We start from the raw sequence: 13,116 nt of genomic DNA, 5'->3' as shown, positions 1-13,116 counted from the left end.
GCCGGTGGACGGCACGAGCGTGACCCGTGCCGTCCACCGCTCCCGCGTGGGGTGGATGGACACCGACGCCGCCGGACACCACCACAACACGGCCGTAGTCCGATTCGTCGAGGAGGCCGAGGCGACGCTGATGAGGGAGCGCGGCATCACCGGCTACTTCGGCGCCGCACCACGCGTGCGGTACGAGGTCGACTTCGCATCGCCACTGTGGTTCGGGCAGGAGGTCACCACGACCGTCGTCCTTGAGCGCATCGGCACGTCCTCGTTCACCTTTCGCTTCGAGGTGTGGGGCGAGGAGACCGACCGCCACGCACGTCGGCTTGCGGCATCGGGGCGTTACGTCACGGCCCATGTCCCTCGGGGCGCGGACAGGAGCGCGCCGTGGCCCGTCCCCTGGGTCACCGCCCTCAAGGGCGACGCCCACACTGCGTAACCCGAGCGGGGGCAGTGACCGCCATGCCTCACGACGGTCACAGCCCCTGTTTGACGCCTCCGCCGAGTTCGGCAGCCTGGCCCCGGTACTTGCCTGCGTAGGCGACCATGCCCGCGTAGCGGGGATGGTGGAGCATCTTGGCGATCATCGTGGAGGACCAGGTACGGGCGACAGGAGGCCTGCTCGGCCGTTGTCGCGCGGGACGGCGACCGCGTCACCGTCTCAACGGGCCACGCCGACACCGAGTATGGCTTCACGGGCTCCGAGGCGTGACCTGCCTGGGGAGGTCATGGTCCCAGGACCTGAGCCGTTCCAGCGCCTCCCACTCGGCGCGGAGCAGGGACAGGAGCGCGAGGTCGTAGCGGCGGCCGCGGTGCAGACACGCCGAGCGGCGTACGCCCTCGCGGACGAAGCCCGAGGCGGCGAGGACGGTGAGGGCTGCGGCGTTCTCGGTGTGGGTGACCGCTTCGAGGCGGTGCAGGGGGAGTTCGCCGAAGGCCAGGTCGGCCAGCGCGTCGAGGGCGTCCCTGCCGTGGCCCCGGCCGCGGCTCTGCGGGGCCAGCATGAGGTATACCTCGGCCGTGCCGTCGGCGAGGTCCTGGGCGATGAGGGCTATGTGGCCGATGGGGGTGCCGTCGGGCAGCAGGACGAGGAAGTCGTCGCGATTCTGATCGTCGATGTCGCGCTCTATGCGGTCGCGGAGCGAGGACAGGGGGCGTGGCCAGAGGCCGATCTCATGGGCGGCCGTCGGGTCGGACCGCCACTTCTGCAGGAGCTCGGCGTCATCGGTCTCCAGCGGGGTGAAGCCGACGCTCCGCCCCCGCCAGCAGGGCTCCCGGCCCCTCTCCGCTGCGATGTCCTTACCCAAGTTCTCGGCCACGGGCGGAGCGTACTGGCCGGGGCGGGCGGTCGGCCACGGAGTTTCCGCGTGGTTTCCGCGCCGGGGCGGTGGAAGCCGGCCGCTGTGGCTATGCCTGCAGACCGCGCAGGACCAGCTCGCGTACGGACTCGAAGTCGGCGGTGATGTCCGGGCGGGACCTGGTAGTTGTCGCTGGTGGGGACGAGCGCGGGGGGAACGTGCGCCTGGTCCACTCGGACGACATCCTGGCCCTGGGCATCCTGTGCGAGGCGTACGGCTTCGGCATACCCACCGCGGTCCTGCCGTGCCTGAACTCGGCACAGGCCGCGCATTCCGCGTACAGCAGGGCCTTGACCGGCTGCGCGAAATGGGCGTCGTGATCGGCGTGTACGAACCTCACAAGCCCATGGCCGGTGGTGGAGCCGACGGCTTCCGCTGGGACGAGGCGCTGGAGCTGCTCACCCCTGGGAGGTCGTGGGCCAGATGCTCGACCACGCCGCGAACGGCGCCCGTTACCGGCCCGCCGCGCTGCTGCGGCGCTCTCTCGAGGAGGCCTGTAAGGCCGACGGCCGGTTGCTGGAGGAGGCGTACGGGTGCCGTCGTGGCGTTGGCCGGGGCGAGGCGGACGGCGCCAACGGGTGACCATGGCCATCGCAGGCGAGGTGGATTTTGCTGGTCAACTCGCTTCGGGAAGGGACGAGGGAGCGAGCGTCCGGTTCTCGTGGGGACGTTGACAGGGGAGTCGCGTCATGTAGCGGTTCGGGTGGTTTACAGTCCTCGTCCGTGTGAATGCACTGGCTCCGCGTCGCTCGTATGCCAAGTGTGATGCCCGATGAGTACACAACATATGAACACTCCAGGCGTGAGCACTCCGAGCACGAAGAACACGGACGCATCGAGCGAGGAGCGACTCGCGTCGGATGCTTCGCGCGCCTCGCACCCCTCGCCTCGGCCGCACGGCGCTCAGCCCTCACGGCGCTCCGTGGTCACGGCGACCGGTGCCTCGGCGCTCGCTGCCGGACTCACCGCCGCCTCGGTCGCGCCCGCGACCGCGTTGAGCCCTGCCACCACACCCTCGACGGCGCCGGCCGTGGTGCCGCCCGGCGTCGATCCCAAGGCGTACACCACGGTCGCCCGCGCCATCGCCGTCTACGACGAGCACGACAAACCCCTCGTCCCGGCCTACCTGAAGGCCATCGAGAACGGCTTGCCCGCCAGCCGGGCGAAGGCAACGAAGCGGGTCCTGATCGTCGGGGCCGGACCGGCCGGCCTGCTCGCCGCCAACCTGCTCAACCGGGCAGGCCACGATGTCGTCGTGATCGAGGCCAACGGCAACCGCGTCGGCGGCCGAATCAAGACATTCCGCAAGGGCGGCCACGAGAACGGGGAGCAGCCCTTCGCCGACCCCAAACAGTACGCCGAAGCCGGGGCCATGCGGCTGCCCGACAGCCACCCGCTCCTCATGGCACTGATCAAGAAGCACGACCTCGCGCTCCAGGAGTTCTACCTGGTGGATGTGGAGGTCGACAACCCGACGAAGAAGGCCAACCGCACCTGGATCCACGTCAATGGCATCCACATGCGCCGTGCCGACTACGAGAAGAACCCCGAAAAGATCAACGACACCTTCGGTGTCACGGGCCCCAACCGCACGAAGACCGCCTCTGCCATCCTCGCGCACGCCCTCGAACCCGCACACCGGCTCATCCGGGGCAAGGAGGGGACGGCCCTCGTCAACGGATGGGTCGAGATTCTCAAGACGTACGGCCACTGGTCCATGTACCGGTATCTCACCGAAGTCGCCAGGCTCGACACCAGGACCATCGACCTCATTGGCACCATCCAGAACCTGACCTCCCGACTGCACCTCTCCTTCACGCACAGCTTCCTGTCCGCCGCGCTGATCGACCCCAAGACCAAGTTCTGGGAGATCAAGGGCGGCACCGCACTGCTCGCCGACGCGCTGTACACGCCTGTGAAGGGGAAGGTAAGGCTCGACAGGCGCGTCGTACGTATCGAACACAACGGCGGCAAGGTCAGGGTGCACACCGTTTCCGAGGACTGCCAGACCGGCGAGGGGGGTGTCACGGAGGTCTTCGAGGGCGACGAGGCGATCATCACCGTCCCCTTCTCCGGACTGCGCCACGTGACCTTCGACCCTCCGCTCACCTACGGCAAGCGCCGGGCCATCACGGAACTGCACTACGACGCCGCGACCAAGGTGCTGCTGGAATTCTCCCACCGTTGGTGGGAGTTCACCGAGGCGCAGTGGAAGGAGGCGCTGAACTCCATCGAGGACAAGCTCTACGAAAAGTACAAGGCTGGCGGGGTCAAGCACGGCAAGTACCTCGGCGCGCACAAGTCCGTGAAGAACCTGGGGGTGACGATCCCCGACGAACTCAAGAAGTGCTTCGCCGTCTTCCGGCCCGTCATGAGCGGCGAACCGGACGCCGCTCATGTCCGTGGCGGCGGCTCCGTGAGCGACAACGCCAACCGCTTCATGTACTTCGAGCACGCGCACCCTCTGGAGGGCAGCGACGGAGGCATCATGCTCGCCTCCTACAGCTGGTCCGACGACGCCCTCAAGTGGGACGCCTTCGCCGACGAGGAGCGGTATCTGCGCGCGCTCGCTGGAGTGCAGGCTGTCTTCGGCCGCCGCTGCGAGGTTTTCTTCACCACCAAGTGCAAGACCCAGTCGTGGATGCGCGACCACTACGCCTATGGTGAGGCTTCTGTGCTCTTCCCCGGCCAGCACACGGAACTGTTCCCCGACGTCCCCACATCCGAAGGGCCGCTGCATTTCGCGGGGGACCACACGTCCATCAAGCCCGCCTGGATCGAAGGCGCCCTCGAATCCGCCGTCCGGACGGCATTGAAGGTCCACACGGGCTGACAGGGGGATGGGACGCCCCGGTCCGGCGCCCCACTCGCCGGGACACCGGACCGGGGCGCCCGTCCGCTCAGCGCCCCCGCTATTTGTTGTGCGGTCCTGCAAGCAAGAGGGCCGCTGGGCTCCGGGCCCGACATGGCTGTGCCCCCTGTCGAAGGGATGACCTGGGGGGTGGTGTCACCGGGCCCGAGGGGTGCCGTTGGAGACGCTGATGAGGGGTCCGACTACCGCCCGGCCGAGCGCAACGCCCGGCCGAGCGCAACGCCCGGCCGTCTGCGGGCGGCAGGTCTGCATAACGTGGATGCGCGCGTACGGCGCCGACACCAAGGCCAGCGCACGACCAACCCGTTGGGAGAGGGTGCGATGCACGACACTGACGACGTGGGCGTCTTCCTCGGCCTGGGCGTCTTCCGCGGCCTGGACGTCGGCGAGAGTGCCCACCACGGGCACGGGCTCACGCCCGCCGGCAAGAAGGTCTTCGACAAGCAGCTGCCCAACAGCGAGCCCCTTCCATCGGCGCGGAGCTTGCCCATGCCTTTGTCGACGGGCGAGTTCGAACACACTGTTCTCAGCTGACTGGTGCGACACGAAGAACACCGGGACCGCAAGTGTCCGAACCGCCTGTGTGCCGTGATGCGACCACGGTGGAACGTGCGCTCCGCGCGACCGTGTCACGTTGATAGCGAGGCGACCGATGTTGGCCGCACCATGCCGGCCAAGGCCCCCACTGTCAGCCACAGTCCTGTGGCCAAGAGCTCTTAACACGATCACGGGTTGGTCTTCTTGAGGCGTATTCAGTAGACGAGGCCGAAAGCCGGTTGACGTGGGGCGTCGTGCAAGTCGAGGCGTCCGGGGACCGAACCACCCCAGATTTCGAGGTGGAAGCTCCCGAGAAGCCACTGGGGCAGGTGCGGCGCCCGCGTGGAGGCCGCACACGAGTGCCGGACCTCGACTCAAGACTGCGGCCGACGTTGTTGGCGTTGGTCGAGCCGAGGGGTGATCCGGGGAACATGGCCGGCCAGGCGCCAGGCCCTTCGGTAGTGCGGGCCGGCACGCCCCCGGCGGGCTGACTGACCAGCCCTTTTCGCAATGTGCCGCGCTGGGGTCGGGGCACGACGCCGTGTGGCCGTGACAGATGTCGGACGGCAGGCGCTACTCGGCTCCGCCGGAGAAACCGTAGTACAACCCGCGGCCCGGGACGGGCAGTCCTGCGGGCAGCCGAGGACCAGACAGCTCGGGTACGGCGACGGCATCCCAGTCCACGAAGCCGTCGACGAGGTGCTGGTCGAGGTCGATCGAGCTCACCTCGGTGGCGTCCACATACGTAATCAGGGTAAGGGCGCCAAATCCACCCTCGGACAGCGCCAGCCACTTATCGCAGGCCCAACGGATCTCATCGGCGTCGGACGCGACCACGGTTGCGCTGTGCCGCACGGATCCGCTCTGTGCCTCGTCCTCCAGCACATAGAAACTGTACGCCGCCTCCGAGGCGGGCTTGCCGCTCACACCGAGTAGCACGGCCAGCTCGTCCAATCCGGCCTCCGCATGGCCGAGGGGTCCGGCCGCGCGTATCCGGGCATACAACTCCTCCGCCTCGATCTGCCGCCGTCCGACGGTGTCCTCGTCCTCCCCGTACTCCGCCATGACGTCGGGGTTCATGTCCAGCACGGCCTCCCAGTAGGAGATCTGCTGGGCAAGACGCCCCGTCAGCAGGGTCAAGGCCTCGACATCATCTGGGCGTGCCTTCACGGCGGCGCGCAGCCAGTGCTCCTCGGGCCAGGTCGGGCCGCCGTCGCCAGACTCCGCCGGGTCCAATGCCGTCAGGCACAGCAGCCGCCCCAGCTCCAGCGCAGCCTGGGCGTCGCCGGCAGCAGCAGTGCTCCGCAGCCGTGTGATCGTCTCGTTCGTGATCGCCATGGGCCGACGCTACAACCCGCCACTGACAACGGGCATCCCGCAGATCCGGCGAGACACCCAACGAGCCGTGGCAGTCCTCGCCCGGCGTCCGGCGGGGTCGGGCAGAGCCTGCCCCTGGTGCCCCACCCTGCCGGTCGGGCGGCGAGGACTCGACACGCCACCCGCCCCTGGTCACCGTGCCATCCCTGCGTGTTCCCATGAGCATGAGCCGCTGCCGATCCGAGAGACCTGACCCAGGCACTGTCCGATGGGCCGTGTGACCAGTCCAGCATTCACATCGTTCCGGCCGGTGTGGGGCGGGGCGCAAGACGTCAGTACTCAGTGCTTGGCGGGCTCGCGCGGCGGCATCCAGTGGTGGACCGTGTAGTCACCCTTCTCCAGGGTTTCGATGGGGGCGGAGCCCAAGCACTTGCCGACGCTGTTCTTCGGCAGACCGTCTATGGCCCAGCTGTAGCCCAGCCGGTCCTTCTTGCCGTCGTCCAGCACGGTGAAGCCGAATCGCTTGCCCTTGAGCTCGCCGATTTCCGGCATGCCCGGTGCGCCCTGGAAGTGCGACTCGGTCACGATGCCGGTGGCGACGGCGACCGGGCCGCCGGTCACCAGGCAGTCGATTCGGCCCTTGAAGTAGCCGCCCCACTGCTTGCCGATGTGGTGGCTGGCGTAGAAGGTGCCGCGTGCCTTGTCGGCGAATCCATGGGCGTCAAAGGTGAAGTGGACGTTGTCGCCCGGCTGGCGCTTGAGCTTGGCCGACCCCTTGAGCAGCGGTTCATCGGCGGTGTGCCGGGCGGCATGGGTCCCGGTCGCGGCGGGGGCTCCGACGGCGGATTCGGCCGCGGTGGCCGCGTCCGTGGTGCCCAGGGTCAGTGCGGTCGCCGCGCCGAGTGTGAGGGCCGTGGCGGCAACGAGGAAAGGGTGGCGAACGCGGGCGCGGGTGCGGAGCATTGCTTCCTCCAACGGAAGTGGCGTCGAGCGGACCGTCATCGGGTCCGTCGGCCGGGAGATTCCCGGCCGCTCACCACAGTGCCGACCGCGCTCGTATCACCACATCGCACCACAGGCCGGTGTGCCTCCGCCGTACGGCGGAAGGAGGGGCGGTACGCCAGGCCGATGCGGGAGAGCCCGAAGGGCTGAGGCGTGTCCGACGAGGGGCATGACTGGTCCATCGGTAGATCGTTCCGCTCGGTGTGAGGCGGGGAGATCTTGAGATCTCTCTGACACGGAGTGGGCTCAGCTTGGGCCGCACCTTCCGAAGATCTCGGGGCGGGTGGGCGCTGAAAGTACCACCGCATCGTCGTCAACGGGATCTTCTTCCGTCAGCGGACCGGCATCGCGTGGCGCGACCTGCCTGCTCGGTTCGGGAAGTGGAGAACCATTCATGATCGCCACCGGTGGTGGTCGGCGGCTCACGCCGGAACCGGCAATACCTGCGGCGACGGCAGATCCGGCACACGATCCCGAGCGCCGGGACCAGCGGGCCAACCGCCGACGGCGCGGCAGTCGGGGCGGTCGCCCCGCTGGCTTCGACGGGCGCGCTACGCCTGCAGGAACGAAGTCGAGCGGACGATCAATCAGCTCAAGGGCTTCCGGGCCGTCGCGACCCGGTCCGACAAGAGAGCGTACGTCTTTCACGGCACGGTAACCGTGGCCGCGATCCGGCTGTGGATTCGTCAGCGGTCCGCCGGACAGCCCTTAGGCGGGGAGGGAGAAGCCCTCGGGCGGCGCGCCCTCGAAGAACAGCATCCCCACCCGAACCTTGCCCTCTCGTATCTCCCGGGCCCGCCGATACTCGGGGGAGTCGTACCACTCCCGGATCCGGTCCATGTCGGGAAACTCGATGACCATGAACCGGGAGGAGTCCCAGGTGCCTTCGACGGGCTTGGGCGTGGGGCCCGCGACCAGGTAACGGCCGCCGTGGCCAAGGATGGACTTCTGGGCCACGGGTGCGTAGGCCAGGCCGGCCTCCTCGTCGAGCACATCCACATTGACGATGACGTAAGCGGGCATGGGAGTCCCCGTTCGCTTGGGCACGGCGTGTACTGATGTCGCGGTAGAGACTATTGACCACCGCTGCCCTGCTCGGCAGCGCGGGCACCACCGCCGGGCCGAACCTCAAAGCGCGTTGGGAGCCGACAGCTCACCAGCCCTCGGAAGAGCGACAATTCCATGTCGCGCTCTTGGCCACGTCATCGGCGTATGCGTCATCCACGACCCATCGGACAGCTCCTGGCGCCTGTCCGCTGGGTCGATGTCCAAGCTGAACACGAACGACTGTCTTCCATCGGTCACATTTCTCTGTCGCGATCCGTCAGGGCAGTGACAGCAACATGAAAGCCCGAAGGAGACGGCGATGGAAACACGTTCGATCACGGCGGAGGTCCCGATGGTTCCGCGGATGGCCGAGGACCCTGCGGAGCTCGTACCCGAGCTGGCAGCGGTGTCGGCGGCGCTGTTCAAGGTCACTGGCAACGGTTCGGTACCGCGCTCCACGATGAGCCTGGTCCAGCTGCGTGCAGGCCAGATCGTCGGCAGCACCTACCTGACCGTTCTGCACACGGGCTTCCTGCGCAAGGCCGGGGAGTCGGAGGAGCGCATCACGTCGGTGGCCTCCTGGCAGGACTCGCCGTACTTCACCGGTGCCGAGCGTGCCGCGCTGGCACTCGTGGAAGCCGTGCTTCAGCCGTCCGCGCACGGCGAGAGGGTCTCCGACGAGCTGTATGCCCAGGCAGCGGAGCACTATGAGGCCAAGGCGCTTGCCACCCTGATGTTCGCGATCGGCCAGGTCAACTTCTTCATCGCCGTGGCGCTCATCGCCAAGCCGGTGCCCGGCCGGTCGTTCACCGACCCGTGGAAGTGAGACCGCCCGGGTAAGGCTCGACGTTCGGATCCCGTGCGGGATCCGAACGGGCCGACCCGCAGACGCATCGAGCCCCAACCGGCGCGTCATGCGACTCATCGGACACGCCCGACAGCGAGCCGTCTGAACTGATGGAGCAGTGCGAAGGTCTGCTCGATGACATGGCGGAGCTGGCCCATGCCCTGGATATTGAGGGCGTCCTTGCGGGAGATGACGGGCAGGATCCGGTGCTTGCGCAGTTCGCGGCGGTTGGGGGCGGAGTCGTATTCCGTATCGCCGAGCAGGGCCTCGGGCCGGCGGCGCGGTCGGCCGGGACGTCCGGCGACGGGTGGGATGGCATCGACCAGGGGAGGGTCTGGGTGACGTCGTTGACGTTGGCCGCGGTGGTGATGCCCTTCAGCGGTGTGCCGCGTCCGTCGCAGATCAGATGGTGTTTGCTGCCCGTCTTCCGCCGGTCGACCGGCGACGGAACGGTGTCGGCTCCCCCTTTCGCGCGGATGCGACCAGATCGCCAACCGCAGGAAGCGCGGATCCCGCGGTGGCCGGCCGCCGAAGTTCGACAACGCCGACTACAAAGAGCGCCACGCGGGGGAGTGCGGAATCAATCGCCTCGAGCGACATCGCGCCGTCGCCACGAGATACGACAAACTCGCCGTCCGCTACGAGGCGACTGTGCTGGTCGCAGCCATCAACGGGTTGCTGTGACCGGCACTTTCAAAACGCACCCTGGCGTCGCGGTCCTGGGAACATTCCGTTGGGCCGCCTCGTTGGGCTCAGGACCACTGCCCTTCATGTTCTCCGAACCGCGAACCCTGGGGGATTGCCGTGCCCGAAACCGCACCCACCGCCACCCGCGACCTCGCTCTCCCCTCCCTCGCCGCTCAGGCCGAGCGCCTGATCCAACTCGAAGTGCACGAGATCGCTGGGCTGTCCGCCGCCGAGCTGCTCGCCTTCGCCGAAGCCGCCACTGACGAAGGCGGCGGCCTACTTGCCGTCCACCCGGACCGCGCCCCCGCCTCCGCCCTCGCACCGCTGCTCCGCCACGATGGCAAGCCCGGTTTCGTCGTCACCGACATGACCGACGTCGACCGGTTCGCCCCACTCGACACCGTCGAACTGCCTGGCTCCCCTCTCTACCTCCTCACCGGCGTCGACCGCGGCGACCGCATGGCCAACTGGAGCCCGAACGAGGCGCTGCCCGCCCTCACCGCGGAACGTCGCACCCCGCTGCTGCTCACCGAGGGCATCCACTGGCTGCTGCAGCAGCCCGCCGCCCTGGAGCCCAACCACTGCTTCATGACCATCGGCTCCCGGCTGCGCAAGGCAAACAGCACCCTGGACGCCCGCACCCCGGCAATCTGGATCAGCAACGGCACCGGGCGGGACGGCCGCGAGCGCCGCAACGCCCCCAAGGTCGGCTGGTGCTGGGCAGGTAACCGACACACCTGGCTGGGCTTCGCCTCGGCGACGAGCCGCAGGCCCCCAGGGTCTGATTCCAAAGTGATCAATGGGACCGCCGTGCCCATCACAGCCACTCGTTGATGGCTGCGACCGGCACGGTCCCTTGTAGCGGACCGCGAGCTTGTCGTATCGCGTGGCCACGGTCCGGTGCCTTGTGAGGCGGTTGATACCGCACTCGACAGCGTGACGCTCGCGGTAGTCACCAGGGTCGAACTTCGGAGGTCGGCCGCCGCGGGATCCGCAATTCTTGCGGTTACGGGCCTGGTCGGCCTCATCCGGAATGGTGCAGCGGATACCACGCCGACGGAGGTACGCACGGTTCTTGCGGGAGGCGTACGCCTTGTCGGCGCGTACGCGATCGGGCCGGGTACGGGACCTGCCCGGCCTGAGACAGCAACAGCATTTCCAGCCGGACCCACTGCGTACCGTCAGATCCCCACGAACCACGAACAAAGATCGTCTGACGCCCGGGGACCACTTACGAAACACGCCCTGGTGGTCGTCGGCTGCAGCGCAGATGCACCACTGGGGGGCCTGTTAGCGCCGTGCCGAGGCTGGTGCATGATGATGCTGCCGAGCAGGACCGTGGGCGGCGTCAGAACCGAGGGGTGGCGTGTGCCAAGCGCGGAAAAATGGCCGCAATGGCCGGAACGACCGGCCGGGGCGCGGGCTTTCGTCCCGTCCGAGCGACCGTGGAAGAGGCGCGTCGCCGGCGGTTGCGTCGGGGCTCTTGGTTGCGGATTGGCACTCCTTCTCGTTCCTGTGGCGCTGATCGCGTGGATCGCCCTGAACCGCCTCTGGGTCCCTGGCGCTCCGGGCGACGCCCTCGTGCTGACGAATGCAGAGCTGGCGGGAGCGTGGAAGGACGACCAGGGCGGAAGGCTTGTTCTGGCCGGGGACGGAACGTTCAGCGCCTCGTCCGCCTGTGGCGACTACCTCGACGGTGAGAGTGACGCCAGCTCTGGGTTCGGTCTCGCGTCGACCAAAACGGGCAGGGGTACCTGGGATCAGTGGGAGTCGGGCCTGCCTCGCGAGGACAGTCCGCATGTGTGGGAGATCCACCTCGAATTCGGCTCCGGCCATATGAGCGCCGAGTACGAGGTGAGCGGCACGACCAAGGCCCCGATGCTCTGGACGTACATCGGTGATCCCGACGACGGAAAGCGCTGCATCCTGACGAAGGTGACCTCCCGGTGAGCGATGGAGGGCCCCGTCGGGAGCCTCCAGCGCTCACACAAGCCGGACGTGAGGCCGCAGGTCATCTCCTGGGCTCTCACAGGGAAGAGGGCGCACCGCAATCGGCCATCGGCGGTTACGCGGGCGTCGGTGGTGGTGATTGCTCCGCGGCCGCGATGGTTGACACGGTGCACGGCGGCGGTTCGCGAGGCGCCGGGGGCGCGGCAGGCACGCACGGGGTCGGCATGGGCGGCCCATGGGGGACCTTCCGCGCCCCCTCCGGGGCGGTCAGCCGCGTCCGGTGAAGTTCTGCCCGACGCCGAGCCCGCGCAGGTTGGCGAGGACCTGAGGGTCTTGCACATCGAGCCAGTCGCACAGCTGGCGGAAGGAGACCATCCGGACGTCCTTGTGCTTGTCGTCGGCGATGTGCTTGATCGTGTCCTCGACGGCGTCCATGTAGATGCCGCCGTTCCACTGCTCGAAGTGGTTGCCGACGAAGAAGGGGGCCCGGTTCGTCTCGTACGCCCGCTGGAAGCCGGCTATGTAGGCGTCGGTGGCCTGCTTGCGCCAGGCCGGGTAGTTGGCCGGCGGGCCCTTGGTGGAGTTCCTCGACTGGTTGGCCAGGATGTTGTAGTCCATCGAGAGGACCTGGAAGGAGTGGCCGGGGAACGGCATCGACTGGAGCGGGAAGTCCCAGAGGCCCAGCTTCTTGGTGGGCCAGACCTGGACGCCGCCGGGGGAGCTGGCGTCGTACCGCCAGCCGCGCTTCTTCGCCGTCGGCAGCAGGTTGTTCTGCCCCTTCAGGCAGGGCGTACGGCCGCCGACGAGCTCCTTGCTGTAGTCGAACGGCAGCGGTTCGAGGTCGGTGAAGCCGGTGTTCGTACGCCACTTGGTGACGAAGTCCATGGCCTGCTCGATCTCGGAGTCCCACTGGGCGGGGGTCCAGTGCTCGACCGAGCCGGTGCCGTCGCAGAAGTGGCCGTTGAAGTGGGTGCCTATCTCGTGGCCCTCCAGCCAGGCCGCGCGCAGGTTCTTCAGCGTCTCCTTGACGTGGTCATCAGACAGGTAGCCGATCGCGGAGGCGCCGACGGGGTTGTTCGGCGGCCGGTACAGGCGCTTCTTCGACTCGGGCAGCAGATAGAGCCCGGAGAGGAAGAAGGTCATCGAGGCGTTGTGATCTTTGGAGATCTTGCGGAACCTCGGGAAGAGGCCGTTGCCCACCTCGCCCGCCCCGTCCCAGGAGAAGACCACGAACTGGGGCGGCTTCTGGCCGGGCTCCAGCTTCTCCGGCTTGGGCGGCTGGCTCGGCTGCTTGCCCGTGTAGGCGGTCGAGCCGTCGCCGATCGGCTTCGCCCTCGACTGCGTCGTCCCACCGGGCTCGGTCCCGACCATGCCGGATCCTGACGACCCGGAGGAGGAACAGCCGGCGACGGACAGCGCCGCCGCCGCTCCTACCCCGAGTCCGAGCATCCCCCGCCGGCTGAATTCGCGCATAACGGTACCCATCGCATTCTTTCCGCTGGAAG

At 68.1% G+C, this 13,116-nt stretch carries 12 protein-coding genes and 5 pseudogenes; 10 read left to right on the top strand and 7 right to left on the bottom strand.

The window, feature by feature from the left end:
• Positions 1-4 precede the first annotated feature (4 nt).
• Positions 5-433 (top strand): acyl-CoA thioesterase, encoded by a 429-nt coding sequence (locus tag KI385_RS03670; RefSeq protein WP_238570781.1) that lies wholly within the window; start codon positions 5-7, stop codon positions 431-433.
• A gap of 37 nt (positions 434-470) precedes the next feature.
• Here KI385_RS03670 and KI385_RS03665 read toward each other — a convergent pair.
• Together KI385_RS03665 and KI385_RS03660 are read right to left on the bottom strand one after the other, a co-directional pair.
• Positions 471-608, bottom strand: a pseudogene (locus KI385_RS03665) (recombinase family protein); the annotation flags it as partial.
• Between the two features lie 78 nt (positions 609-686).
• On the bottom strand, positions 687-1,313 hold the full coding sequence (locus KI385_RS03660; protein WP_238570779.1) for a GNAT family N-acetyltransferase: 627 nt from the start codon (positions 1,311-1,313) through the stop codon (positions 687-689).
• A 218-nt stretch (positions 1,314-1,531) separates the two neighbouring features.
• Between KI385_RS03660 and KI385_RS03655 the strand changes: the two are divergent.
• The 4 genes and pseudogenes from KI385_RS03655 to KI385_RS03640 all read left to right on the top strand — a co-directional run.
• Positions 1,532-1,758 (top strand): annotated as a pseudogene (locus KI385_RS03655) (flavoprotein); the annotation flags it as partial.
• Between the two features lie 8 nt (positions 1,759-1,766).
• Complete coding sequence (locus KI385_RS03650) at positions 1,767-1,934, top strand: hypothetical protein (RefSeq protein WP_238578087.1); 168 nt, start codon at positions 1,767-1,769, stop codon at positions 1,932-1,934.
• 190 nt (positions 1,935-2,124) lie between these two features.
• On the top strand, positions 2,125-4,185 hold the full coding sequence (locus KI385_RS03645; protein ID WP_238570778.1) for an FAD-dependent oxidoreductase: 2,061 nt from the start codon (positions 2,125-2,127) through the stop codon (positions 4,183-4,185).
• Between the two features lie 360 nt (positions 4,186-4,545).
• Positions 4,546-4,758, top strand: coding sequence for a hypothetical protein (locus KI385_RS03640; RefSeq protein ID WP_281066999.1), 213 nt, complete (start codon positions 4,546-4,548; stop codon positions 4,756-4,758).
• Positions 4,759-5,334: 576 nt separating this feature from the next.
• Here the strand turns inward: KI385_RS03640 and KI385_RS03635 are convergent.
• Both KI385_RS03635 and KI385_RS03630 read right to left on the bottom strand, forming a co-directional pair.
• On the bottom strand, positions 5,335-6,099 hold the full coding sequence (locus KI385_RS03635) for a hypothetical protein (protein ID WP_238570777.1): 765 nt from the start codon (positions 6,097-6,099) through the stop codon (positions 5,335-5,337).
• A gap of 318 nt (positions 6,100-6,417) precedes the next feature.
• Positions 6,418-7,041 (bottom strand): hypothetical protein, encoded by a 624-nt coding sequence (locus KI385_RS03630; protein ID WP_238570776.1) that lies wholly within the window; start codon positions 7,039-7,041, stop codon positions 6,418-6,420.
• Positions 7,042-7,351: 310 nt separating this feature from the next.
• Between KI385_RS03630 and KI385_RS03625 the strand changes: the two are divergent.
• Positions 7,352-7,767: pseudogene (locus KI385_RS03625) on the top strand (transposase); the annotation flags it as partial.
• A 21-nt stretch (positions 7,768-7,788) separates the two neighbouring features.
• Here the strand turns inward: KI385_RS03625 and KI385_RS03620 are convergent.
• On the bottom strand, positions 7,789-8,103 hold the full coding sequence (locus KI385_RS03620) for a DUF1330 domain-containing protein (protein ID WP_238570775.1): 315 nt from the start codon (positions 8,101-8,103) through the stop codon (positions 7,789-7,791).
• A 343-nt stretch (positions 8,104-8,446) separates the two neighbouring features.
• Between KI385_RS03620 and KI385_RS03615 the strand changes: the two genes are divergently transcribed.
• The 3 genes and pseudogenes from KI385_RS03615 to KI385_RS03605 all read left to right on the top strand — a co-directional run bounded on the left by KI385_RS03615 (position 8,447) and on the right by KI385_RS03605 (position 10,495).
• Positions 8,447-8,953, top strand: a complete 507-nt coding sequence (locus KI385_RS03615; protein ID WP_238570774.1) for a carboxymuconolactone decarboxylase family protein — start codon at positions 8,447-8,449, stop codon at positions 8,951-8,953.
• A gap of 501 nt (positions 8,954-9,454) precedes the next feature.
• Positions 9,455-9,658 (top strand): annotated as a pseudogene (locus KI385_RS44495) (IS5 family transposase); the annotation flags it as partial.
• Between the two features lie 120 nt (positions 9,659-9,778).
• Positions 9,779-10,495 carry a DUF5701 family protein gene (locus KI385_RS03605; RefSeq protein WP_238570773.1) on the top strand — a complete coding sequence of 239 codons (717 nt, stop codon included), beginning with the start codon at positions 9,779-9,781 and terminating at the stop codon, positions 10,493-10,495.
• Here the strand turns inward: KI385_RS03605 and KI385_RS03600 are convergent.
• Positions 10,479-10,795: pseudogene (locus tag KI385_RS03600) on the bottom strand (transposase); the annotation flags it as partial. The gene KI385_RS03605 and the pseudogene KI385_RS03600 overlap by 17 nt on opposite strands.
• 447 nt (positions 10,796-11,242) lie before the next feature.
• Between KI385_RS03600 and KI385_RS03595 the strand changes: the two are divergent.
• Positions 11,243-11,611 (top strand): hypothetical protein, encoded by a 369-nt coding sequence (locus KI385_RS03595; RefSeq protein ID WP_238570772.1) that lies wholly within the window; start codon positions 11,243-11,245, stop codon positions 11,609-11,611.
• A 267-nt stretch (positions 11,612-11,878) separates the two neighbouring features.
• On the opposite strand, the gene KI385_RS03590 is transcribed toward KI385_RS03595, so the two are convergent.
• Positions 11,879-13,084, bottom strand: coding sequence for a polysaccharide deacetylase family protein (locus KI385_RS03590; protein WP_238570771.1), 1,206 nt, complete (start codon positions 13,082-13,084; stop codon positions 11,879-11,881).
• Positions 13,085-13,116 lie beyond the last annotated feature (32 nt).

This window comes from Streptomyces inhibens, assembly GCF_022221585.1.
Lineage (GTDB): Bacteria > Actinomycetota > Actinomycetes > Streptomycetales > Streptomycetaceae > Streptomyces > Streptomyces inhibens.
Note: the sequence above shows the minus strand (reverse complement) of the source record. Positions and strands in the feature narration are given on the sequence as shown.

What these genes read in the sequence shown, in the direction of transcription:
- KI385_RS03640 (WP_281066999.1), top strand. Translation starts at nt 4,546, where the DNA reads ATGCACGACACTGACGACGTGGGCGTCTTCCTCGGCCTGGGCGTCTTC.
- KI385_RS03590 (WP_238570771.1), bottom strand. Translation starts at nt 13,084, where the DNA reads ATGCGCGAATTCAGCCGGCGGGGGATGCTCGGACTCGGGGTAGGAGCG.
- KI385_RS03635 (WP_238570777.1), bottom strand. Translation starts at nt 6,099, where the DNA reads ATGGCGATCACGAACGAGACGATCACACGGCTGCGGAGCACTGCTGCT.
- KI385_RS03630 (WP_238570776.1), bottom strand. Translation starts at nt 7,041, where the DNA reads ATGCTCCGCACCCGCGCCCGCGTTCGCCACCCTTTCCTCGTTGCCGCC.
- KI385_RS03620 (WP_238570775.1), bottom strand. Translation starts at nt 8,103, where the DNA reads ATGCCCGCTTACGTCATCGTCAATGTGGATGTGCTCGACGAGGAGGCC.
- KI385_RS03645 (WP_238570778.1), top strand. Translation starts at nt 2,125, where the DNA reads ATGAGTACACAACATATGAACACTCCAGGCGTGAGCACTCCGAGCACG.
- KI385_RS03615 (WP_238570774.1), top strand. Translation starts at nt 8,447, where the DNA reads ATGGAAACACGTTCGATCACGGCGGAGGTCCCGATGGTTCCGCGGATG.